General features: G+C 56.2%; 19 protein-coding genes. 11 read left to right on the forward strand and 8 right to left on the reverse strand.

The genetic code is table 11. The features are described 5' to 3' along the window. Positions 1–41: 41 nt before the first annotated feature. The 4 genes from recF to dnaA all read right to left on the reverse strand — a co-directional run bounded on the left by recF (position 42) and on the right by dnaA (position 5,194). A complete protein-coding gene (gene recF, locus D0851_RS12495; RefSeq protein ID WP_117618939.1) occupies positions 42–1,169 on the reverse strand; it encodes a DNA replication/repair protein RecF in 1,128 nt (375 codons plus the stop codon). A gap of 126 nt (positions 1,170–1,295) precedes the next feature. Beyond that, entirely contained in the window at positions 1,296–2,567 is a 1,272-nt protein-coding gene (locus D0851_RS12500; protein ID WP_117618940.1) for an ABC1 kinase family protein, read from the reverse strand. 13 nt (positions 2,568–2,580) lie between these two features. Continuing rightward, the gene (dnaN, locus tag D0851_RS12505; protein WP_117618941.1) at positions 2,581–3,684 is read right to left on the reverse strand and encodes a DNA polymerase III subunit beta; all 1,104 of its coding nucleotides are present in this window, start codon (positions 3,682–3,684) and stop codon (positions 2,581–2,583) included. Positions 3,685–3,739: 55 nt separating this feature from the next. Then, positions 3,740–5,194 (reverse strand): chromosomal replication initiator protein DnaA, encoded by a 1,455-nt coding sequence (gene dnaA, locus D0851_RS12510; protein WP_117620394.1) that lies wholly within the window; start codon positions 5,192–5,194, stop codon positions 3,740–3,742. A 645-nt stretch (positions 5,195–5,839) separates the two neighbouring features. Between dnaA and rpmH the strand changes: the two genes are divergently transcribed. The 6 genes from rpmH to D0851_RS20340 all read left to right on the forward strand — a co-directional run bounded on the left by rpmH (position 5,840) and on the right by D0851_RS20340 (position 10,724). Continuing rightward, positions 5,840–5,974 (forward strand): 50S ribosomal protein L34, encoded by a 135-nt coding sequence (gene rpmH / locus D0851_RS12515; protein ID WP_008172542.1) that lies wholly within the window; start codon positions 5,840–5,842, stop codon positions 5,972–5,974. Positions 5,975–5,988: 14 nt separating this feature from the next. After that, complete coding sequence (gene rnpA / locus D0851_RS12520; RefSeq protein WP_117618942.1) at positions 5,989–6,396, forward strand: ribonuclease P protein component; 408 nt, start codon at positions 5,989–5,991, stop codon at positions 6,394–6,396. Further along, positions 6,396–6,689, forward strand: a complete 294-nt coding sequence (gene yidD, locus D0851_RS12525) for a membrane protein insertion efficiency factor YidD (RefSeq protein WP_117618943.1) — start codon at positions 6,396–6,398, stop codon at positions 6,687–6,689. The genes rnpA and yidD overlap by 1 nt, the downstream gene beginning before the upstream one ends. Before the next feature lie 4 nt (positions 6,690–6,693). Next, on the forward strand, positions 6,694–8,418 hold the full coding sequence (yidC, locus tag D0851_RS12530) for a membrane protein insertase YidC (RefSeq protein ID WP_117618944.1): 1,725 nt from the start codon (positions 6,694–6,696) through the stop codon (positions 8,416–8,418). A 76-nt stretch (positions 8,419–8,494) separates the two neighbouring features. Continuing rightward, positions 8,495–9,865, forward strand: coding sequence for a tRNA uridine-5-carboxymethylaminomethyl(34) synthesis GTPase MnmE (gene mnmE / locus D0851_RS12535; protein ID WP_117618945.1), 1,371 nt, complete (start codon positions 8,495–8,497; stop codon positions 9,863–9,865). A 277-nt stretch (positions 9,866–10,142) separates the two neighbouring features. Then, positions 10,143–10,724, forward strand: coding sequence for a hypothetical protein (locus D0851_RS20340; protein ID WP_205422198.1), 582 nt, complete (start codon positions 10,143–10,145; stop codon positions 10,722–10,724). A 17-nt stretch (positions 10,725–10,741) separates the two neighbouring features. Here the strand turns inward: D0851_RS20340 and D0851_RS12545 are convergent, their stop codons facing one another. The 3 genes from D0851_RS12545 to D0851_RS12555 all read right to left on the reverse strand — a co-directional run bounded on the left by D0851_RS12545 (position 10,742) and on the right by D0851_RS12555 (position 13,194). Then, positions 10,742–11,230, reverse strand: coding sequence for a DUF4411 family protein (locus tag D0851_RS12545; protein ID WP_227539290.1), 489 nt, complete (start codon positions 11,228–11,230; stop codon positions 10,742–10,744). Beyond that, on the reverse strand, positions 11,230–12,372 hold the full coding sequence (locus D0851_RS12550) for an XRE family transcriptional regulator (RefSeq protein WP_117618947.1): 1,143 nt from the start codon (positions 12,370–12,372) through the stop codon (positions 11,230–11,232). The genes D0851_RS12545 and D0851_RS12550 overlap by 1 nt, the downstream gene beginning before the upstream one ends. Positions 12,373–12,540: 168 nt before the next feature. Beyond that, the gene (locus D0851_RS12555) at positions 12,541–13,194 is read right to left on the reverse strand and encodes a Fic family protein (protein ID WP_205422199.1); all 654 of its coding nucleotides are present in this window, start codon (positions 13,192–13,194) and stop codon (positions 12,541–12,543) included. A 283-nt stretch (positions 13,195–13,477) separates the two neighbouring features. Between D0851_RS12555 and D0851_RS12560 the strand changes: the two genes are divergently transcribed. Then, positions 13,478–14,089, forward strand: a complete 612-nt coding sequence (locus D0851_RS12560) for a 2-hydroxychromene-2-carboxylate isomerase (protein WP_117618948.1) — start codon at positions 13,478–13,480, stop codon at positions 14,087–14,089. Further along, positions 14,089–14,802 (forward strand): glutathione binding-like protein, encoded by a 714-nt coding sequence (locus tag D0851_RS12565; protein WP_117618949.1) that lies wholly within the window; start codon positions 14,089–14,091, stop codon positions 14,800–14,802. The genes D0851_RS12560 and D0851_RS12565 overlap by 1 nt, the downstream gene beginning before the upstream one ends. A 99-nt stretch (positions 14,803–14,901) precedes the next feature. Here the strand turns inward: D0851_RS12565 and D0851_RS12570 are convergent, their stop codons facing one another. Continuing rightward, positions 14,902–16,722: an acyl-CoA dehydrogenase C-terminal domain-containing protein gene (locus D0851_RS12570; RefSeq protein ID WP_117618950.1), complete on the reverse strand. Its 1,821-nt coding sequence runs from the start codon at positions 16,720–16,722 to the stop codon at positions 14,902–14,904. A gap of 243 nt (positions 16,723–16,965) precedes the next feature. Here D0851_RS12570 and D0851_RS12575 point away from each other — a divergent pair, with 243 nt between their 5' ends. Genes D0851_RS12575 through D0851_RS12585 form a run of 3 tightly spaced genes read left to right on the forward strand, consistent with a single transcriptional unit; the run spans position 16,966 to position 21,550 of the window. After that, positions 16,966–17,253, forward strand: coding sequence for a DUF3833 family protein (locus D0851_RS12575; protein WP_227539291.1), 288 nt, complete (start codon positions 16,966–16,968; stop codon positions 17,251–17,253). A 52-nt stretch (positions 17,254–17,305) separates the two neighbouring features. Next, positions 17,306–18,400: an efflux RND transporter periplasmic adaptor subunit gene (locus D0851_RS12580; RefSeq protein WP_117618951.1), complete on the forward strand. Its 1,095-nt coding sequence runs from the start codon at positions 17,306–17,308 to the stop codon at positions 18,398–18,400. Positions 18,401–18,403: 3 nt separating this feature from the next. Further along, positions 18,404–21,550 carry an efflux RND transporter permease subunit gene (locus D0851_RS12585; RefSeq protein ID WP_117618952.1) on the forward strand — a complete coding sequence of 1,049 codons (3,147 nt, stop codon included), beginning with the start codon at positions 18,404–18,406 and terminating at the stop codon, positions 21,548–21,550.

A 21,550-nucleotide genomic window follows, 5' to 3' on the forward strand; every position in this document is an offset into this window, starting at 1 on the left:
AGCGTGATTAGGCCGGGGCATCTTAGCGTTCCGCACCGGTCTTATTCTTCCATCAATTTGCCATGTTCCACGTGGAACATTCTGTATTCTGGTGCCTTCCCGTCCGGCCAAAGCTGACCAACCCGAGGCCGTTCGATCGACGTAATAAACACCTGACAACGCAATGCCTGTAACCTGCGGGCCAACATCGCCCTGTGCCCTTCATCCAGCTCGGCATTAATATCGTCAAGCAAAAAGGTCACCTGTTTGCCCATGTCACTCAACACCATGCCTTGGGCAATCTTCATCAAAATCACCAGGGTTTTCTGCTGGCCCCGGGAGAAGGTTTCCGCAACGGGCCGTCCCTGAAACCTCAACCGGATATCCGCGCGGTTGGGCCCATAAAGGGTGTGCCCCATTTTACGCTCCTGCTCCCGATGGCCTACCAGTACGTCCACCAGGGATTGAGTGGCATCCCACCCGGCGTAAAATTCGAGCTTCAACCCTTCGGTCCACTGCACTTCAACTTCCCTGACCAGCGCTTCGAATGCGGCCTTGAAGCGGACAAACGTATTGATTCGGGCGTCATTGATCCGGTCACTCAAGGCAGCGTACTGGCGGTCCCAGACCCGCAATAAGGATTCGTCCAGTCTACCATTTCTGAGCGTTTGATTCCGCTGTGATGTCACTCTCTGACATTGCTGCCACACTGACGCAAATGAAGGTTCCACGTGGAACACTGCCCAATCGAGGAACTGCCGTCGTTTCCCCGGCCCCCCGGCAACGACATCGAAAACGCCCGGATCAATCACCGATACCGGTAAATGCATTGCAAGCGAGGACAAACTACGAACGCCTTCGCCGTCGACCCGCAACGCAGTCTCTTTCTGCACCACATCGCGGGAGATACCCAACCGATGTACCAGACCATTACCGCTTTTCCTGGCATCGTCCGTCAGTCCGTGATCGAGTCCGCCAAACACGGTGAATCGCTGCTCACCATGGTGCACTACCGCCTGATGCCGATTTACCCGGAACGATCTCCCCAACCCCAGATAACCAATAGCTTCCAGAACGCTGGTTTTGCCACTGCCGTTCTCTCCATACAGGAGGTTAAAGGAAGGAGAAAAGGTCACGGGCGCCGACGACAGATTGCGGAAGTTTTCAGTCTGGAATTTAACTAACGCCATAGACAAGAGAACTCGAAGCGGAAAGGAAGGAGCCGAAAAAAGAATCCGCACAATGAAAAAGGCAGCGTTACCGCTTCCGGTAACGCTGCCTTAGTGTACAAAAGCCAATGCCTGAAGGCGACCGCCTCAATGAAGCATATTCAGCCGCTCATCCATGAACACATCCATTTCCGGCGCGAGGATGTGCACATAGCGATCAAAATACAAAAACTGTTTCAGTAACAAGGCAAATTCCCGGGGGAAGTGGAGTCCATGGCTTTCCCCGATTTTTACCATATCCATCAGAATATGATTCACATCGTCTTCGGCCTTATCGGCCTCGTAAGGAACCTCGTCGGGTACCATCTTGTCCATCTGTTGGTAGAGCCTGCGAAGATCGCCGGCAAGCTCGTCCACCCGGACAGTCTTATGGGTAATTCCAATACGGATCATGGCGTCGGCCATGCCCTCGAAATTTCCAACCATCACCGCAGAAATAAAATCACTGACCGCCTGCCAGGTATCCGGCTTTATCCGGCCCACGATTCCGAAATCGATAAACCCGACTCGCCCATCTTTCAGGACCATCAGGTTTCCGGCATGAACGTCCGCGTGGAAAAATTCACACTGGGTCAGACTCGCAAACCAGGTGTTCATCGCCGTGATCAACGTCCGCTCCGGATCCCGGGCATAACCCCTGATGCTTTCCAGATCGGTCAACGGCACCCCGTGAAAACGTTCCATGGTCAGGATTCGACGGGTACTGCAATGTTCGAAAACCCGGGGGACGGCCGCATCCTGGTTATGAGTATCGTGCAGAAATTCCCGGAACACCTTCAGGTTGTTGGCTTCCTTGATGAAGTCACATTCCTCCATCATGGTCCGCTGGATTTCTTCGACAATCCCGGACATGGAGGTCCAGGACAATTTCGGCGCCAGTGTTTCCAGAATCCGCGCAGACAGATACAGAAAGTTCAGATCCGTCAGCAGGATATTCTCAACACCCGGCTTCTGTACCTTGATGACCACGTCTTCACCGGTCACCAGTCTTGCGGCATGTACCTGCGCAATAGAGGCGGACGCCAGGGCTACAGGATCAATGTCCAAATAGACTTCGTCCAGCGGACGCCCCAGTTCCTCAGTAATGATCTTCCGGATCACGCCAAAGGGGAGGTTGGGTGTCTTATCCAGGCAGTTCTGGAATTCCTCAACGTACTCCTTGGGGAAGAACGTCGGTGAGCTGGCGATAAATTGCCCGAGCTTTATGTAGGTGGCACCCAGTGATTCAAATGTCTGCCTCAGCAGCCGGGGTGTCGGGGGACGATCTCCCCGAACCCAGTTGATCCCTGTGCGCCCGAGTACCGACACAGTCTGCCCAATCCGGAAAGCTCCTTTGATTCCATTCGTTACGGCACTCATCAGTCTCATCCTCCTACAGCCTCATGGGCATAACCACGTAAAGACAACGGGCATCGTTCTGCGCTTCGATCAACGCACTGCTGTTGGGGTTGGACAGGGTCATCTTTACCTGATCCTCATCCAGTGCGTTCATCACGTCCACCAGGTAGCCTACATTAAAACCGATCTGCAGGGATTCGCCCTGATAATCCACAGGCAGCGCGTCTTCGGCCTGTTCCTGATCCGGATTATTGGCGAATACCTGGAGTTCGTTAGGGGCAAGATTCAGGCGCACACCCCGAATATTCTCGTGAGACAGAATCCCCGCCCGTTGCAGCGTATTCCTGAGCGTGGCGCGGTCTGCCAGTACCACTTTGTCGCCGCCCCGGGGAATCACCCGGTTATAGTCCGGGAATTTGCCCTCAATCAGTTTTGAGGTGAAGGTGTAAGCGCCCACGGTCGCGCGCAGGTGATTATCGCCAATCACCAGGGTGACCGGTGATTCCACATCCTCAAGCAACCGTGCCAGTTCCAGCACGCCTTTACGGGGCACAATAACCTGGCGAAGTTCCGGACAATTCGTCGGCAGGTCCAGGTGAGCCATAGCCAGACGGTGACCATCGGTGGCAACCGTCCGCACATGATCCTTATCCACTTCCAGCAGCAACCCGTTCAGGTAGTAACGAACGTCTTGCTGAGCCATGGCAAAGGCGGTTGTATCCAGCATTCGACCCAACTCTTTTTGGGGCAGTTCCAGCCGGAAACTTTCCGCTTCGTCTTCCACATTGGGGAAGTGCTCAGCTGGTAACGTGGACAGAGTGAAATGACTTGCACCACAGCGCAGATGCAAACGATCGCCTTCCAGCGACAGCTCCATCGGTGCCTCATCACCCAGGGCCCGGCAGATGTCGGACAGCTTGCGGGCCGGAACAGTAATCCGGCCAGGCTGATCCACATGCACCGGTGTTACCCGGGCAACCAGTTCCACTTCCATGTTGGTCCCGGTCAGGGTCAGGGTATTGTCTTCCGCCACCAGCAATACGTTGGACAGCACGGGCATGGTCTGTTTCTTTTCCACGACGCCCGCAATGCTTTGCAGCGGGATAAGCAGGGATTCACGGCTGATCGTCAGTTTCATGGCACTCAGCTTTCTTTATGTTGGAAGGGTGAATGTTGTTCGCCAACGCCCGGCATCAGGTTGTCAGCAGTCTCATAAAATTCTGATAATCCTCGCGGATGCCCGGATCAGTCTCCTGCAACTCCACGATTTTCTTACATGCATGCAGCACGGTGGTGTGGTCGCGACCGCCGAAAGCATCACCAATCTCCGGGAGGCTGTGATTGGTCAGCTCCTTGGACAGAGACATGGCAACCTGCCGTGGCCGGGTCACTACGCGGGTCCGCCGTTTCGACAGCAGATCCGCCACCTTGATCTTGTAATATTCCGCGACGGTGCGCTGAATATTATCAATACTCACCTGCTTCTCATGAAGTGCCAACAGGTCTTTCAGACTTTCACGGATAAACGGGGGAGTGATTTCGGAACCCGTGAAGTGAGCATTCGCTATCACCAAGCGCAGCGCTCCTTCAAGCTCCCGAACATTCGATCGGATTTTCTGGGCAATAAAAAAGGCCGCTTCACTGCTCAGCTTGACGTTGGCCTGCTCCGCCTTTTTCATCAATATGGCTACCCGGGTTTCAAGCTCCGGAGGCTCCACCATGACCGTTAACCCCCAACCAAACCGGGATTTAAGCCGTTCTTCCATGTCGACGATTTCTTTCGGGAAACGATCACAGGTCACAATGACCTGCTGGCCGCCCTCAAGCAACGCATTAAAGGTATGGAAGAATTCTTCCTGGGAACGCTCCTTGCGGGCAAAAAACTGGATATCATCGATGAGCAGGGCATCCACCGACCGGTAATAGCGCTTGAATTCATTAATGGCATTGAGCTGTAACGCCTTGACCATATCGGCCACAAAACGCTCTGACCTGAGGTATGCCACTTTTGCCTTGGGATTGCGACGGACAATCTCGTTCCCAATCGCATGCATCAGGTGGGTTTTACCCAGACCCACGCCACCGTAGAGGAAAAGAGGATTGTAGGCGCCACCCGGATTTTCAGCCACCTGCATGGACGCCGCCCGCGCCAACTGGTTGGACTTACCCTCTACAAAGGTTTCAAAGGTGAAGCCTTCATTGAGAAAACTCTGGTGCTTGATATCCCCTTCAATCTGAACCGGCCGGCGCTCACTATAACTTTTGGGTCGCACAGACGTTGATCCGGGCACCGTCGCGGCGACGCCTCTTTCCTCTTCCGTGACCCGACTCCCGGCTTCCTCCAGCACCTGGCCGTTCAGCCGGGCAGGCATTTCCGAGCGCTTGACCGGATCACTTTCCCGGGGCGCCGATCCCACCTTCATGTTAACCCGGGGCGCCTGACCACCGTTCAGATCCTTGAGAACCTCTTCAATGCGCCGAAGGTACTTTTCGTTTACCCAATCCATCACAAAGCGGTTGGGCGCGAACAACATCAGCTGCCCCTCCCGGTGATCGGATTGCAGGGGCCTGAGCCAGGTATTGAACTGTTGTGCGGGAAACTCGTCCCGAAGTACTTCAAGACATTGATGCCACATACTATTTGGCACGACAGCCTGCTCCCGATAACCCTGAAATGTCGCTGAACGGATAAAGGACATCCTGTCCAGAGAGATGACCCCGGATTCTAACCCGCCAGGGCCCGCAGTGAAAGTGCTAAAGCCAGTTCATGAACAGCCTGTGGAAATTTATTCCCTTATATTTCAATTTTGTACGAACTTACCTACAACCTTGTGTACAGAAAATTTCCGCTTCCAGGGTTATACACAGCCCTGTGTGCACAAGCATGGACGAACCCTGTTAGGAACCATGGGACGCAACCGGGGATAACTCGATCGGATTCAACAATACCGTGTTACCCACATTCCGCCCTTGCGTCGTCCACAGACTTCAGGGCCCATTGTCAATACCCTTGTCAACCAACCAACATGTTGTTTTTTCGGACTTAGTTTTGCTTATCCACAGAAAACGTCGTCTCTAATAACAGTAATAATTAATCCTTAAAGAAATTCTAAAAAGACTTACTGAATTTATTACCTGGTCGAACCTGTTCCGGATTTCAGCCATTGGCATAACCCCGTAGCAATAAACATTGAATTCCCGCCGCTATTTGCATAGAATGCCGCTCCTGTTTCGGCTGTACAATTTCCGGCCAGTTACTGAATTTCCAACTTACGAATTGTGAGACCATCACCATGAAAAGAACGTTTCAACCAAGCGTCCTGAAGCGTAAGCGCGTTCACGGTTTCCGTGCCCGTATGGCAACTGCCAACGGCCGCAAGGTTATTTCCCGTCGTCGTGCCAAAGGCCGCGCACGTCTGTCCGCGTAAGCTTTGTCCGCCGAATGAAGGCTTTGGGTTTCCCGAAATCAAATCGTCTCCTGCGACCTGCTGATTACGGTAAAGTCTTCGATGACGTGCAGCTGAAAGTTCCGCACAGGAATTTTCTGATCCTGGCGACACCGAATAATCTCGGTCACGCCAGGATCGGTTTGATTTTTTCCAAGAAAAATCTGAAGCTCTCGGTCCAGAGAAACCGGATAAAACGCCAGGTCAGGGAAAGCTTCCGACTTCAGACGGACCTCCCGGGGCTTGACGTTGTGGTACTGGGAAGACAGGGCCTTGTTTCCCTGGACAACCCAACCGTTCGCGCATCCATGGACGACCTCTGGCGACGGCTCAGGAAAAAATACACTCAATCTCAGCCATCCCGGGCAGCACCATCGGAGACTGCCGGTCGAGGAACGGGTTAATGCGCAAACTTTTGCTCCTGCCCATCCGCTTCTACCAGTATGCCATCAGTCCCATGATGGCCAGCCATTGCCGCCATTACCCCACCTGCTCACAATATGCCGTTGAAGCCATTACTCATCATGGCGCCCTGAAAGGGTTATTTCTCGCAATCCGGCGTCTGTTAAGGTGTCATCCCTGGGCGGAAGGCGGGTATGATCCGGTGCCGGGCACGGAAAAATCCGTGGGCCTGGAATCCGGAACACCCTGCGTGCACGCTGATCATCCCCACACAACAACCCAGACCAGACAGTAACTCTATGGATATTCAACGCATCGTATTATTTGCCGGCCTGGCTATTGTCAGTTATCTGATGGTGCTTGCCTGGAATGAGGATTACCACCAGCAACCGGAGGCCGCCCAGGTTTCTCAATCCGCTCCGTCACAAACCACGGTTGGCCCGGGCAATCCAGATGATATGGTGCTGCCGGAAAACAGTACTGGCTCATCCGTGCCAAACCCTGGCTCTGAAGAATTTGCCACTCCCGAAACCGGAAAGTCCGTTGTCAGCCAGACCGAAGCTGGTACCACCGTCACGAATCAGTTCGTTAAGGTTCGGACTGATGTTTACGAGCTGACGATTGACCGTGTCAGTGGCAATCTTGTCCGCGCCCAGCTTCTGGATTACGACAAATCACTCCACAGCAAAGAACCTCTGACACTGCTCAATAACACCGAAAACCGGTTGTATGTTCTTGAGAGTGGGCTTATTGGCCGTGACGGTCCGGACAGCCGTAAAAACGGCACAGCCCCCCTGTACCAGACCGAAGCGTCGAGCTATGAACTGGCCGAAGGTGATAATCAGCTAACCGTCGACCTGACCTTCACAACCGACAAGGGCGTCCGGATCACCAAGCGCTATCAGTTCGAACGCAACAGTTACGAAATTGCTGTGAAATACCTGGTTGAAAACCAGTCCAGTGAGAACTGGCAGGCCAATTTCACCGGAAAAATTGTACGTGACCAGTCTCCCGACCCCACATCCCAGGCCAGCATGGGTATTAAGGCCTTCCTCGGTCTGGTTGTCAGTTCTCCGGAGGATCCGTACCAGAAATTCAAATTCGACGATCTTCAGGAAAACCAGCTCAACCGGTCCGTCACCAACGGCTGGCTGGCCTTCCTCCAGCACTACTTCATTTCAGCGTGGGTTCCCGAGCGCGACCAGGCTGCCCAGTTCCAGACTACCCGTCGCGGGCCCTATTACGTAATGGGCTTTGTCTACCCGGCGACAACCGTTGAGCCTGGCCAGACCGCTGAAATCGGTGCCCGTGCCTACGTTGGGCCTAAAATTATTGATCGTCTGGAAAACATGGCGCCCAATCTGGATCGCACCGTCGACTTCGGCTGGCTGTTCTTTATTTCCCTGCCACTGTTCGTCATCCTGGAGTGGTTTCACAGCATTGTCGGGAACTGGGGTGTCTCCATTATCCTGCTGACCGTTCTGGTGAAAGCCGTGTTCTTCCATTTGTCCGCCACCAGCTACAAGTCCATGGCCAAAATGCGTGCGGCGGCGCCGCAACTGACCCGGCTCAAGGAACTCTATGGCGATGATCGCCAGCGCATGTCCCAGGAAATGATGGCGCTGTACAAGCGTGAAAAAATCAACCCGCTGGGTGGCTGCCTGCCAATCCTGGTGCAGATGCCGGTGTTCATATCCCTGTACTGGGTTCTGTTTGAGAGCGTACAGCTGCGACATTCCCCCTTCGTGCTGTGGATAAATGATCTTTCTCAAATGGACCCGTACTTCATCCTGCCGATCCTGATGGGTGCAAGCATGTTCCTGCAGATGCACCTGAACCCGACGCCACCGGATCCGATGCAGGCCAAGATCATGAAGCTGATGCCGCTGGTCTTTACCGTGTTCTTCCTGTGGTTCCCGGCAGGTCTGGTGCTGTACTGGCTGACAAACAACATTCTGTCGATCAGTCAGCAGTGGTACATTACCCGCAAAATTGAAGCAGACGCGGCAGCCAAAAAGCACTGACCCGTGCAATTGATCTGACCCAAACAGAGGCTCCTTCGCGGAGCCTCTGTTGTTTCCGCCCCGAGGAACAACCAACATGAGCCAGAATTCTGACACCATCGCCGCCATTGCCACGGCACCCGGCCAGGCCGGTGTTGGCATTGTCCGGGTATCCGGCCCGAAGGCTTCGGAGATTGCCGGACAGATGTTGGGTTTCCGCCCCAAACCACGCTATGCCCATTACGGCCCCTTCCTGGACAGCGAGGGTGAACTGATCGATGAAGGAATAGGACTGTTTTTCCCCAATCCCCACTCCTTTACCGGAGAGGACGTGTTCGAGTTGCAGGGCCATGGTGGCACGGTGATCCTGGATCTCCTGCTCCGTGAAGTCTGTAGCCGGGGCGCAAGACTGGCGAGGCCCGGTGAATTCTCCGAGCGGGCGTTCCTGAACGACAAGCTGGATCTGGCCCAGGCCGAGGCGATTGCCGATCTGATCGAGAGCAGTTCGGAACAGGCCGCCCGCTGTGCCGTGCGTTCCATGCAGGGGGTGTTTTCCCGGCAGATTGAGGACCTGGTGGAGGCGGTAACCCACCTGAGGATCTACGTTGAGGCGGCCATCGATTTTCCGGAAGAGGAAATCGATTTTCTCGCCGATGGCAAGGTGGCCAGTGACCTTCAGGCCCTGCTTGACCGGCTTGAGCGGATTCTTGCCGACGCCCAGCAGGGCACCATTTTACGGGACGGCATGAAAGTAGTGATCGCCGGGCGGCCAAACGCGGGCAAATCCAGTCTGCTCAATGCCCTGGCCGGTCGCGAAGCGGCGATTGTAACGGCCATTGAAGGTACCACCCGGGATGTCCTCAGGGAACATATCCACATCGATGGCATGCCGCTGCACATCATTGATACCGCTGGCCTGAGGGATAGCCCGGATGAAGTGGAACAGATCGGGATCGCCCGGGCGTGGGATGAGATCCGTCAGGCCGATCGCATCCTGCTGATGGTGGATGCGACCACCACCGATAAAACCGAGCCCCATGAAATCTGGCCGGATTTTATCGACCGGTTGCCAGCGAACGCTCCGGTTACGGTCATCCGCAACAAGGTGGATCTTTCCGGTGAAGGGGTTGGTATCAGCGCGGAGCCTCACCAGAGTGCTCCGGTCATCCGTCTGGCAGCGAAATCTGCCGGAGGGCTGGAGATTCTCCGGGACCATCTCAAGCAATGCATGGGGTTTGCCAGTACCACCGAAGGCGGATTCCTGGCCCGCCGCCGGCATCTGGATGCCCTTGAGAGAGCTCTGGAACTGCTGGTTCAGGGCCAGAGTCAACTCGAGGGCTTCGGTGCCGGTGAATTGCTGGCCGAAGACCTGCGCGCTGCCCAGGATGCCTTGGGCGAGATTACCGGGCATCTGACACCCGATGAATTGCTCGGCAAGATCTTCAGCAGTTTCTGTATTGGCAAATAGTTTCGGTTCTACCCATGATGCTTAGCATGCAGGCAATAACTGCGGAGATTTTTCACCATGCGTATAACGGCAACTCATCTCGCACAGTGGTCAGACAAGCGTGAAGCCCAAGGAACGCTTCCTGTATTTGTGAGAAGGTTGATCTCGGCAACAGCTCGCACCACGGCGCTTGCCATGCCGGGCGGCGACTCGGTGAACCTACCAGGCTGGGATGGCGTTATAGAAACGGTGGAGGGAAATCCTTGAAGCCTGGCTGGAAACTTCTCCTGCAACCGCTTTGTGGTTGGGCATTCAGTTGGGTATCGCCGGTCACGGCATAGAGGCTGTAGAGAATCACTGGGCGCACTGGAGCAACCAATCCAAACCGGCCGTAACAGCCTCTAAGTTGTTTGCCGGGCGAGAGGAATCCAGGGGTTCACTCAAGAACAGCATTCAGCAGCGCGAACCTTTGATTTCCATTATGGCAGACAGCCAGTCCGAAGCTGTTGCCTTTGTATGCGCACTATTGATTGAAGAAGGCTATTCTCCACGCGCCGCCTGCGTGACCTCAGAAGAGGGCTGGCAGTTTGTGGATGCCAACCCTGGCATTGACTTGGTGGTCATCACCGATAACCGACTTGGCAACCGTCGTTCTCCCCGTGAAGGAATCAGCCTATACAATTCACGAGGTGTTACTTCTCGCATGCCATACGATGGCGGGAAGCAGGAACGCAAGGTTTCAGACGAATTCAGGCGTTTTTCTACCCATTGGAAAGACTCGAAACCCAACCTTGCGGCAATGATCGAAGACCTTGCGAAATCTTACGAGCTAGACGCCCGAAGACAGGATGAAGACGGCTTATGGGCTCAAGAGTGGTGACGATGTATGGATGCTCGCTATCCCAGCACAAACTGGGCTTCTAGCTGATTCAAGAGCTGGAAAGTGGTGATATAGGGTACACCGAAGACGTCGCAGATATTTGGAATTTTGACCTTGGTACTGTTTTGGGGAACTGGTATTTCGTGAGTAACGACAGTACCACCGACAACAGCCGCAGTTGCTATCAGCCAAGGATCAGCCTTGCTGAGGAACTCCGCTACAAATTCTTGCTTTTTTCCTTCCAGCTCAGCTACATGCTGAGCTACTTCTGCGAACTTTTTCTGGATATCGTCGTCTGAAACCGGGATGAACTGGTCCTTCCTATCCTTTACCCAATCCGAAAGCTCGTCATCTCCATCAGACAATTCGTCATAGACTGTGCGGATGCTCGCCAGCGCTGACATCGCGTACTGTTGGTCGAGCCACGCCCAGTAAGCCGGACAGAATGACATTTGGTAGTGGAGATTCTTTGCCTGGATATAGGTGTTGGCGTCCAGCAAATACATCAGATCCCTAATTCTTTGGCATAGTTGGTTATTTTGTGGGGTTTCATATTCAGTAAGCTACCCGCATCCCGAAGAAGAACGCGCCCACTGAGAGCTTCACTGACCAGAGCCTTAGAGAAGGTTTCGCTGATCTGCCCTCGTTGAGTTCTGTAGAACGTAGGGCCACCTTGAGTTCGTTCACGGTTCCGGTAACGTTCCTGAAGATCGTCGACGTAATTCCGGTACTCATCCCGGGAGATTTTCCCGAGTGTCAGTGCCCGCCTTGCGATTACCCATGTGCTGACGCGGAAATGAGCTTCCAATACTGGAAGGTTTTCTTTCCAATCTTCCGCATCTTGCCAGTGGGTATCAAATTCCGCCTCAGGAACCAAAAATTCCGCCGCTACAGCGTTACAGAAAATCTCTTCTCTTTGGTGAGTATCGGGACTTGCGTCAGAAACCCCGCTTTTGCCAAGCCAGATATGCACCAATTCATGGATCAAGGTGAACAATCGTGCGGCCGGGGCGTCGGCTTGGTTGACGAAAATCACCGGTGCCAGAGGATCGGAAATCGCAAAGCCGCGAAATTCTTGAACAGACAGCGGGCGAGAGTGATGACGGATGAATCCCTGCCGCATGACCAGGATGCCCGCCTCTTCGATCTTGCGGATGAGTAGGCGCCAGTAATCTTCCCAGTTACCTCGCTCGGGATGAGCTGGTATGCCGAGCACCTGCCGCATGTTCTGAACCACATCCAGGATATTGGAACGAGCAGTGAACCGACCAACATATGGGTTGCGCTCCACACCTTGGTCTCGGAGATACTCCGCGTACCATTCCTGCCGTCGCAGAACGATCTGGGCCATTTCGATAAGCTCGGAAGAAGGTCGGTTAGGATGATGCCCCCCGACCGTTCGAAGATCTGGTAGCGGTAACGTCTCTTCCGGCGGCTGCTTCAGATAAAGATAGCCAAACGGAATATGGGTTTTGGCGGCAAAGTCTTGAGCCTGCTTGAAGGTCGGTGGTTTCTCCGCTCGCTCCCAGGCGTCAAGTTTATCGTTTGGCACCCCCAGTTTGGATGCCAGAGCAGACACACTAAGCTGTGCCCGCTCCCGGGCCCAGGTTAGGATATCTGCATTGATTCTGGCGTAGGTGGTGGCCATGACTGCTGCTCGGAACAAAATTTATCAGGGCGTAGTGTAAGCTTAGACGGTTTAGGAGCCAACTGATGCCCTTGGCCGTGCGTGCGTCGAACTATCGGCAAGTGAAACGCGAAAAGGCGCAAAATTTACGATTTTCTGCACATTCCCCGAGCGAACCCCGGAAAGCTATTATATGATTGATAACGAAGGGTAGTAGCCACCTAGTGTAATCAGTGTCTGCTGTCCCAGCACGTCCTGCTCCACTTGAGCACGCAATGCCAGAATCTCCCGGAACAGATCACGCCCACGAGTGGCGGTTTCCGACACCCCATTCAGGAAAAACCGCAGCCAATGAATCACATTATTATTGGTTCGTACCTGCATCAGCGCATCGTAGTAACTGGCGCGGTTGCGCTCAAAAAAGTCCGACAGGTACAGCGATGGCTTATTCAGCAAGCCATGACTTACCAGGTAAAGTGGAATCAGCAAGCGCCCGATACGGCCATTACCATCAAGAAACGGGTGAATGGTCTCAAACTGGTAGTGGCTCAAGCCAATACGGATCGGTTGGGGCACCTGAATCTGATCGTTATGCCAGAACAATTCCAGATCGCCCATCATTGCCACCACACCTTCATAATGGGGTGGGATGAAACTGGCATCGGCTAGGCTGGAACCACCAATCCAGTTCTGGCTGCTCCGAAACTCCCCGGGCAATTTGTGTTCGCCATGCACCCCTTGCAGCAACAGTTCATGAGTATGTTTCAGCAGACGATTGGAAAGGGGGGGGGTACTGGCAAGTTGGGTAATCGCAGAGTTGACGGCCTCGATGTAATTACGCACCTCTTGCCAGTCATCACGTTTTCCGGAGAAATCTGCTCTGCTGGCAGGAGGACTTCATCAATGGCGGTCTGCGTGCAGTTTGGCCATTCCGAGCAGCAAACCCGGCTACTGTAGATTTTGAGAAGAACAGGGAAAACACGTCAGCCCGAGATGTTCTTCAGGCCTGCTTCAGCGGCAGCACGTGAGGCTTCACGCGCTGAACTTTTTGTTGAGCGATCACTCAATAACCGATAGAGTACTGGACAGGTAAAAACCAACAGCAATTGTCCAGGAGTCGAAAGCGATGAGTCCCAGGATTGATTATTACTTCACCAGCATTTCACCGTTCACCTACCTTGGACATCAGGCATTCCTTGAGACCGCCGGGCAGGCGGGGGCTGAGGTCAACTTCAAGCCAGTAAAACTGGCAGAGGTGTTTGCCAACTCCGGCGCGAAACCCGTCCCTGAACGCCCGGCATGCCGTCAGGCGTACCGCCTGCTTGAGATTGAACGATGGGCCAGGAAACGCGGTTTGGCCGTCAACCTCAAACCTGCGCATTTTCCGACAGACCCCGGCTTGGCAGATCGTTGTGTTATTGCACTGCAGCAGGCCGGCCACAATCCTGGCGAGTTTGTGCAGCGGGTGCTGGCAGCCTGTTGGGCCGAGGAGAAAAACATTGCGGATGAAGCGGTGATTCGTGACATTCTGAACGCCCTTGAACTGGACGCCGACGGGTTGATCCAGGCCGCCCAGTCAACGAATATTACGGACCAGTACGACCGCAACAGCGAGGATGCCGTCCGGCAGGGCGTTCTCGGTGCTCCTGCCTATGTGTTGAATGGCGAGCAGTTCTGGGGTCAGGATCGGGTGGAGTTGTTGGCCGAGACTCTGGAATTAATGCCTGGAGCTGAATGATGATCGATCTCTATTATTGGCCGACGCCCAATGGCCACAAGATCACCATTTTTCTGGAGGAGACCGGCCTGGATTACCGGATTCATCCGGTGGATATCAGCGCTGGAGACCAGTTCAAGCCGGAGTTTCTTGCCTTCTCACCCAACAATCGCATGCCGGCCATCATCGACCACGACCCCGGCGATGGTGATGGACCGATCACAGTGTTCGAATCCGGCGCCATCCTCCTCTACCTGGCGGAAAAAACCGGGCGGCTCCTGCCTGTTGATCTGCGCGGGAGAAAAACGGTCATGGAATGGCTGATGTGGCAGATGGGAGGGCTGGGGCCGATGGCGGGGCAAAACCATCACTTCGCGCAGTACGCACCGGAACAGATCCCTTACGCGATCAATCGTTACGTCAATGAAACCAACCGCCTGTACGATGTACTCGATCGCCGCCTGAGTGGTCGGGACTGGGTTGCCGGCGATTACTCCATTGCCGATATCGCCATCTATCCCTGGATCGTCCCTCATGAGCGGCAAAAGCAAACCCTGACTGACTTCCCCCACCTCGAGCGCTGGTTCCGCTCGATGCAAGAGCGTCCGGCGGTGATTGCTGCCTATGAAAAAGGCGCGCCTTGGTCTGGTCGCCCGACGGTCACCGACGAAGGAAAAAAACTGCTGTTTGGCCAAACAGCAGGTGGCGACAAACAGGATGGCGCCGATTCGTGACGCGTTCGACCAAAGCTTACAAAGCAATCATTAGGCACTGGCGCCTATGGAGCCTGTACCAAAAAAAGGAAGCCAGCCGACTTCCCTCGTCTGGAGAGCTTATCCGGTAAAGGCCAGATCCTCGGCATCCAGTTGCATCAGGTTCTTGCTGGGGCTGAGCATGCTGGCCCCGTGGCTCTGGGCCCGGGGCAACAACCGCTGGAAATAGAACTCGGCGGTGGCCAGCTTGGCCTGGTAGAACCCGGCCGATTCCTCGCCGCCGCTATCGAGCCTAGCCACAGCCACGGCGGCCTGGCGTAGCCAGATATAGGCCATGGTGACGTAACCGCTGTACATCAGGAAATCGTAGGCGGCGGAGCCGACCACATCCCGGTCCTTGCGGGCGGCCAGCATGATCCGCACGGTCAGCAGATTCCATTGGCCAGTCAGCTTGAGCAGCTCCAGGGCATAGGGCCGCAGCCGTTTATCGGTCAGGTGCTTGCGGGCAAAGTTGGCAATGTTCAGGGTGAATTCACGCACCGCGCCGCCCCGGGTCATGAGCAAGACCTTGCGGCCAAGCAGGTCCAGGGCCTGGATGCCGGTGGTGCCTTCGTACAGGGTGGCAATGCGGGTATCCCGGACAATCTGCTCCATGCCATGTTCACGGATATAGCCATGGCCGCCGAACACCTGCACGCCCAGGTTAGCCGCCTCGTAACCGAGTTCGGTCAGAAAACCCTTGAGGATCGGGGTGAGGAAACCGAGTTTGTCGTCGTACTTCTCCGCCTTTTTGTGATCCCCATCGGTAAAGCCCTCCACCATATGATCCGCCAGACGGGCGGCGTAGTAGAGCATCGCCCGTCCGCCCTCGGCAATGGCCTTCTGGGTGAGCAGCATCCGGCGTACATCGGCGTGGTGGATCAGGCGGTCGGCTACCTGGTCCGGTTCCTTCTTGCCCGAGAGCGCGCGCATGGAGCGGCGCTCCTTCGCGTAGGCCAGGGCCCACTGATAGGACAGCTCCGCGGGCCCGACACCCTGAATCGCGGTGCCGATGCGGGCGGTGTTCATGAAGGTGAACATGCAGTTCAGGCCTTCGTTCTCCGGCCCAATCAGAAAGCCGGTAGCCTCGTCGAAATTCATCACGCAGGTGGCGGAGGCCTTTATGCCCATTTTCTTTTCCAGGCTGCCGCACACCACAGAATTGCGTTTGCCTGGGCCACCCTCGTTGTCTGGCAGGAACTTGGGAACGATAAACAGGCTGATACCCCGTGTGCCTTTCGGCGCGTCCGGCAGTCGGGCCAGCACGATATGAACAATATTCCCGGTCAGGTCGTGGTCGCCGGAAGAGATGAATATCTTGGTGCCGGTGAGCCGGTAGCTGCCATCGGCCTGGGGTTCGGCTTTGGTTTTCACCTGTCCGAGATCGGTGCCGCACTGGGGCTCGGTCAGGCACATGGTGCCGCCCCAGCGTCCTTCCGTCAGTGGCGGCAGGTAGGTCTGTTTCTGGTCGTCCGAGCCGTGCAGGAAAATCGTGTTCATGGCGCCCAGGGACAAACCGGGATACATGGAAAACGGCCAGTTGGCGGTGCCCATCATTTCCTGTTTCAGCAGGCCCATGGAAGCGGGCAGACCCTGGCCGCCAAATTCCTCCGGGGCCGAGAGCCCCTGCCAGCCAGCCATGGCGTATTGCTGATAGGCTTCCCGGTAGCCTGCCGGTGTGGTTACCTGACCATTCTCAAGCTTGCAGCCTTCTTCATCTCCCGAGAGATACAGGGGGCTCAGTACCTGCTCGCAGAATTTTCCACACTCAGAGAGTATGGCTTCCACGATGTCCGGCGTGGCGCTTTCACCGCTGGCCAGAGTTGCGTAATGGCGCGGGTAGTCGAACACTTCGTTCAGCAGAAACTTCATGTCGCGCAGGGGCGCCTTGTAAACCGGCATGGCGGAATCCTCTGTATCTGTCCCGGAATCAGTCTGGGGCGACAACCGCCCGTTTCTGTTGTTGTACGCCATTCCCCAGGCACTGCCATTGACGAAAACCACTGACAGGAATGTCAGAACGGACAATTGGCCGAACTGACGGAACCGGCATCGGTGGTTTCAGGGAATGGTCGTTACCGACCGGGCCGGCGTATCTCTCAGCGCCCATGCCATCCCAAAAACCGATCAGGGAGTGTAAAAGTCATGCAAAGCCTGCTAACTGTGATTTCGAAGTGCCTACCGGCACCTATACTCTGGATAGTAGCTTCAGCTCTGCTGCTGAGCGGCTGCGCCGGTCCATCGCTCGATGATTACGCGGACAGGACCCCTGAACTGGTACCTGAAGCCTACTTCACCGGCGAACTTTCGGCCCGTGGCGTGGTCAGGAACTTTTCCGGGGAGGTCATTCGCACCTTTGATGCGGACATTACCGCTACCTGGGATGACGACGGGGTGGGAACCCTGGGTGAAGTGGTGCTTGTTATCCGGTAAATGTGATAACGAATAACTGATAAACCGTAACCGGGAAGAGCCTGGAAATTCTATGTGGAAACAGTGGTTGATTGCGTTGGTGATGGTGGCTGTAGCTGTCGGCGGCGCCGTTATCTACCAGAAGCTGGACGAGGGCACCCAAGCTCAGGACGGTGGTGAGCGTCCGGCCAGTGCGGTCAATACGATCCTGCCACGGCTGCAAACGGTTCAGGATGTGGTGAGGGCTGTTGGCAGCCTGAAGGCCCTGAACGCGGTGGAACTCACTACCGAACTCAGCGGCAGGGTCGTGGCCCTGAATCTTGGGACAGGTCGCCGGGTAGAGCAGGGCGAGGTGTTGTTGCGCCTGGATGATCGCCAGGCCAGGGCCGATCTGCAGGTGATCGAAGCCCAGCTGGCGGATGCCCGCCGGCAATATGAGCGGGCGCAGCGGTTGCGCTCCAACAACAGTATTTCCCAGTCCCAGGTGGATGCACTGAGGACAGCGGTGGATGTGGCCGAGGCCCAGCGTCAGTCGGCACGGGTCCGTCTGGAAAATCACCGTATTGAAGCGCCGTTTACCGGCGTGGTCGGCCTGAGTGATATCAGCGTAGGCGCCTATATTACCTCCGGAACTACGGTAACCTCCCTGGACACCACGGATCGGATGGAGCTCGGCTTTTCGATTCCCGAACGCTTTCTCGGCCAGGTAAGTCTCGGGCAACAGGTAAAGGGCACGTCCCCAGCCTATCCGGACCGACCATTTTCCGGACAACTGGTTGAACTTGGGTCGCGGGTCAGTGAGCTGAGCCGGTCGTTGCCGGTACGCGCGCTGATTGATAACCCGGACGGGCTGCTCAGGCCGGGTCAGTTCATGTCGGCCACGCTCACCCTTCGGGAACGGCAGGCCCTGGTGATTCCGGAGCAGGCGGTGATGGTCCGGGGTGATGAACAGTATGTTTTTGTCGCGGAAGACGGGGTGGCCCGGCGGGTCTCTGTTATTTTGGGTTCCCGTATGCCGGGCCTGGTCGAGATTGCCAGTGGGCTTGGGGAAGACGATCCGGTCATTGTCACCGGCCAGGACCGCCTCAGCAGCGGTGACCGGATTCGGGTATTGGAGGATGACAAGGCCATTCCCGATAACCGTTTTGTTACCGCCAGGGAGTCATAATTCGTGATTCTCTCAGACCTTTCCATCAAGCGACCGGTTTTTGCCACCGTACTCAGCCTGCTGATTGTGGTGTTCGGACTGGCGGCATTGCTGGGTCTGCCGGTGCGAGAGTACCCGGATATCGACCCGCCCGTGGTGTCCATATCCACCGATTACACCGGCGCGGCGGCGGAGGTGGTGGATACCCAGATCACTCAGGTGATTGAAGGTGCGATCAGTGGTATTGAAGGCATCCGTTCCATTGAATCTTCAACCGAGCAGGGCGAGTCCCGGACCAGTATCGAGTTTTCCACCTCCCGGGATGTGGATATCGCCGCCAACGATGTGCGCGATGCGGTATCACGGGTTGCCAACCAGCTACCGGACGAAGCGGATCCCCCGGTGGTGCAAAAGGCAGATTCCGACGCCCGGCCGATGATGTGGGTCACCCTGCGCAGTGATGTCTGGGACAGCGCCGAGCTGAGTGATTTTGCCGACCGCGTGCTGGCAGACCGGTTGTCGGTTCTTGACGGCGTCGCCGATGTCCGCATTGGCGGTGAACGCCGGTATGCCATCCGGGTCTGGCTTGACCGGGAGCGGCTGGCTGCCCGTGAAATCACCGTGGCGGAGGTGGAGCGGGCGTTGCGAGCCAATAACGTTGAGCTGCCAGCCGGTTCGGTGGATTCCTCCACCCGCAATTTCACGGTTCGGGCCGAGGGGCGTCTGTCGAATGTTGAGGAGTTCCGGGAACTGGTGATTCGCCGGGATGGCAACGATCTGCTGCGCCTGGGTGAGGTGGCGAACGTGCAGATGGGCGTTGAGTCCGATGTCAGTCGCTTGCGTGCCAACGGCCAGACCGCCATCGGGATGGGCGTTATCCGGCAGTCCAAGGCCAATACCGTAGCGGTATCCGATGCCGTTCGGGCCGAGCTTGAGAAGATCCGGGAAATCCTGCCGCCGGAAGTGACCATTGCCGAAAGCTACGACGAATCCATCTTTATCCGGGCCTCCATAAAGGAGGTGGTCACCACCCTGGCGATCGCTGTATCTCTGGTGATCCTTGTGATTTTCCTGTTCCTGCGTTCCTGGCGGGCCACCCTGATTCCGGCGGTGACCATTCCGGTCGCGGTTATTGGTGCTTTTATTGGTCTGGGCTTTCTCGGATTCTCCATCAACGTTCTCACCCTGCTGGCAGTGATTCTTGCCATTGGCCTGGTGGTGGACGATGCCATCGTGATGCTGGAGAACATCCAGCGCCGGATTGATGAGGGGGAGCCGCCTCTGCTCGCCGCGTACCGGGGCGCAAAACAGGTCGCTTTTGCGGTCATTGCCACCACACTGACGCTTGTGGCGGTGTTTGTTCCCATCTCGTTCATGGGGGGCAACATCGGCCGGTTGTTCGCCGAATTCGGTTTTACCCTGGCGGCGGCGGTGGTTTTCTCCAGTCTGGTGGCACTGACCCTGGCACCGATGCTGTGCTCCAGGTGGCTCAGGCACAGCCCGGAATCGGCCGAGGGGCACCGTCTTTGGGCCGCCAGTGAAAAAGTCCTGAACGGGCTTACCAACGGTTATAGAAGGCTGCTGCAGTTTTCCCTGAACCAGCCCGGACTGCTGCTGGGGATTGGCATGGTCGGACTGGTGATTGCGGTGGTGGTTTTTCCGAAGCTGCCCCAGGAACTGGCACCCACGGAAGACCGTGGCGTGATTATCATGCCCACCAGCGCCCCGAGGGGGGCGACGGTCGAGTACACTGATCACTATGTCCGCCAGGTAGAGCAGCAGCTTCTTCCCTATCTGGACGAGGGCATCGCCAATCGGCTGCTGGCTATCGTCGGGTTTCGGGACGAAGAAGACGCTGCGTTCCTGATTATGGGCCTGGTGCCCTGGGAGCAGCGGGACATCAAGCAGCAAGAGGTCGCCAGTGAAATAAGAAAGAAGCTGGCTGACGTTTCAGGTATCCGGACTGTGGCGGTAAACCCGCCGGGTCTGGGTCAGCGAGGATTCAGCCAGCCGGTTGAGTTCGTGATTGCCGGCCCGGACTACGAATCGGTCCAGGCCTGGAGTGACGAGATTGTCGAGCGGGCCAGAGAAAACCCGAATCTTCAGAACCTCGACACGGATTTTGAACTTACCCGGCCGGAACTGAGGGTCTCCATTGACCGCGAACGGGCCGCCGATCTGGACATCACCATTGAGGATGTGGGGCTGACACTCCAGACCATGTTGGCGTCCCGACAAGTCACCACTTACCTCAACCGTGGCCGTGAGTACGATGTCATCATCCAGGCAGAGGATGCCAACCGTGCGACGCCGGAAGACCTCGGGCAAATCTTTTTGCGGCCCCGTGAGGGTGGCAACCTGATCCCGCTGCAGGCGCTGGTTTCGGTGCAAGAGATTGGTGCCAATCCGGACCTGCGCCGTATTGACAGGCTTCCGGCGGTAGTTATCAGTGCCTCTCTGGCTGACGGCTACGATCTCGGCTCTGCCCTCACGTATCTGAACAACCTGGCTGTGGATAACCTACCTCCGGAAGCGCGGGTCAGTTACAGGGGCCTGAGTCGGGAATTCCAGGAGTCCTCCGCCGCGATTTATGTCACCTTCGCTCTTGCGTTTGTCATCGTTTTCCTGGTGCTGGCGGCGCAGTTTGAAAGCTGGATTCATCCGCTGATCATCATGCTCTCGGTGCCCCTGGCGGTCACCGGTGCCCTGCTGGCGTTGTGGTGGACGGGGATCAGTCTCAACATCTACAGCCAGATCGGAATCATCATGTTGCTGGGGCTGATGGCCAAGAACGGCATATTGATTGTGGAATTTGCCAACCAGCTCCGGGACAGGGGCTACGAGGTGAGGGATGCGATTCTTGAGGGTGCCTGCCTCCGGTTCCGTCCGGTGCTGATGACTACCATCTCAACCGTGTTCGGTGCGATTCCCCTGGTGATTGCCACCGGTGCCGGGGCCGAGAGCCGGGCGGCCATCGGGATGGTGATTCTCGGTGGCCTGACCTTCGCCACCACACTGACCCTGTTCATCATTCCGGTGCTGTACAACTTGCTGGCCCGGTTTGCCCAGTCCTCCAACGCCGTGGAAAAGGAACTGGAACGCCAGGCCGCAGGCCGGGCCGGTGGCACCGGGCTGGCAGCAGCACCCCGGAACCGTGCTGACGATTTCTGA

It is taken from the genome of Marinobacter sp. Arc7-DN-1 (assembly GCF_003441595.1).
Classification (GTDB): Bacteria; Pseudomonadota; Gammaproteobacteria; order Pseudomonadales; family Oleiphilaceae; genus Marinobacter; species Marinobacter metalliresistant.

What these genes read in the sequence shown, in the direction of transcription:
- D0851_RS12580 (WP_117618951.1), top strand. Translation starts at nt 17,306, where the DNA reads ATGTGGAAACAGTGGTTGATTGCGTTGGTGATGGTGGCTGTAGCTGTC.
- D0851_RS12550 (WP_117618947.1), bottom strand. Translation starts at nt 12,372, where the DNA reads ATGGCCACCACCTACGCCAGAATCAATGCAGATATCCTAACCTGGGCC.
- rnpA (WP_117618942.1), top strand. Translation starts at nt 5,989, where the DNA reads ATGAAGGCTTTGGGTTTCCCGAAATCAAATCGTCTCCTGCGACCTGCT.
- rpmH (WP_008172542.1), top strand. Translation starts at nt 5,840, where the DNA reads ATGAAAAGAACGTTTCAACCAAGCGTCCTGAAGCGTAAGCGCGTTCAC.
- yidD (WP_117618943.1), top strand. Translation starts at nt 6,396, where the DNA reads ATGCGCAAACTTTTGCTCCTGCCCATCCGCTTCTACCAGTATGCCATC.
- recF (WP_117618939.1), bottom strand. Translation starts at nt 1,169, where the DNA reads ATGGCGTTAGTTAAATTCCAGACTGAAAACTTCCGCAATCTGTCGTCG.
- D0851_RS12560 (WP_117618948.1), top strand. Translation starts at nt 13,478, where the DNA reads ATGAGTCCCAGGATTGATTATTACTTCACCAGCATTTCACCGTTCACC.
- D0851_RS12565 (WP_117618949.1), top strand. Translation starts at nt 14,089, where the DNA reads ATGATCGATCTCTATTATTGGCCGACGCCCAATGGCCACAAGATCACC.
- D0851_RS12575 (WP_227539291.1), top strand. Translation starts at nt 16,966, where the DNA reads ATGCAAAGCCTGCTAACTGTGATTTCGAAGTGCCTACCGGCACCTATA.
- mnmE (WP_117618945.1), top strand. Translation starts at nt 8,495, where the DNA reads ATGAGCCAGAATTCTGACACCATCGCCGCCATTGCCACGGCACCCGGC.
- dnaN (WP_117618941.1), bottom strand. Translation starts at nt 3,684, where the DNA reads ATGAAACTGACGATCAGCCGTGAATCCCTGCTTATCCCGCTGCAAAGC.
- D0851_RS12500 (WP_117618940.1), bottom strand. Translation starts at nt 2,567, where the DNA reads ATGAGTGCCGTAACGAATGGAATCAAAGGAGCTTTCCGGATTGGGCAG.
- D0851_RS12545 (WP_227539290.1), bottom strand. Translation starts at nt 11,230, where the DNA reads ATGTATTTGCTGGACGCCAACACCTATATCCAGGCAAAGAATCTCCAC.
- D0851_RS12570 (WP_117618950.1), bottom strand. Translation starts at nt 16,722, where the DNA reads ATGCCGGTTTACAAGGCGCCCCTGCGCGACATGAAGTTTCTGCTGAAC.
- yidC (WP_117618944.1), top strand. Translation starts at nt 6,694, where the DNA reads ATGGATATTCAACGCATCGTATTATTTGCCGGCCTGGCTATTGTCAGT.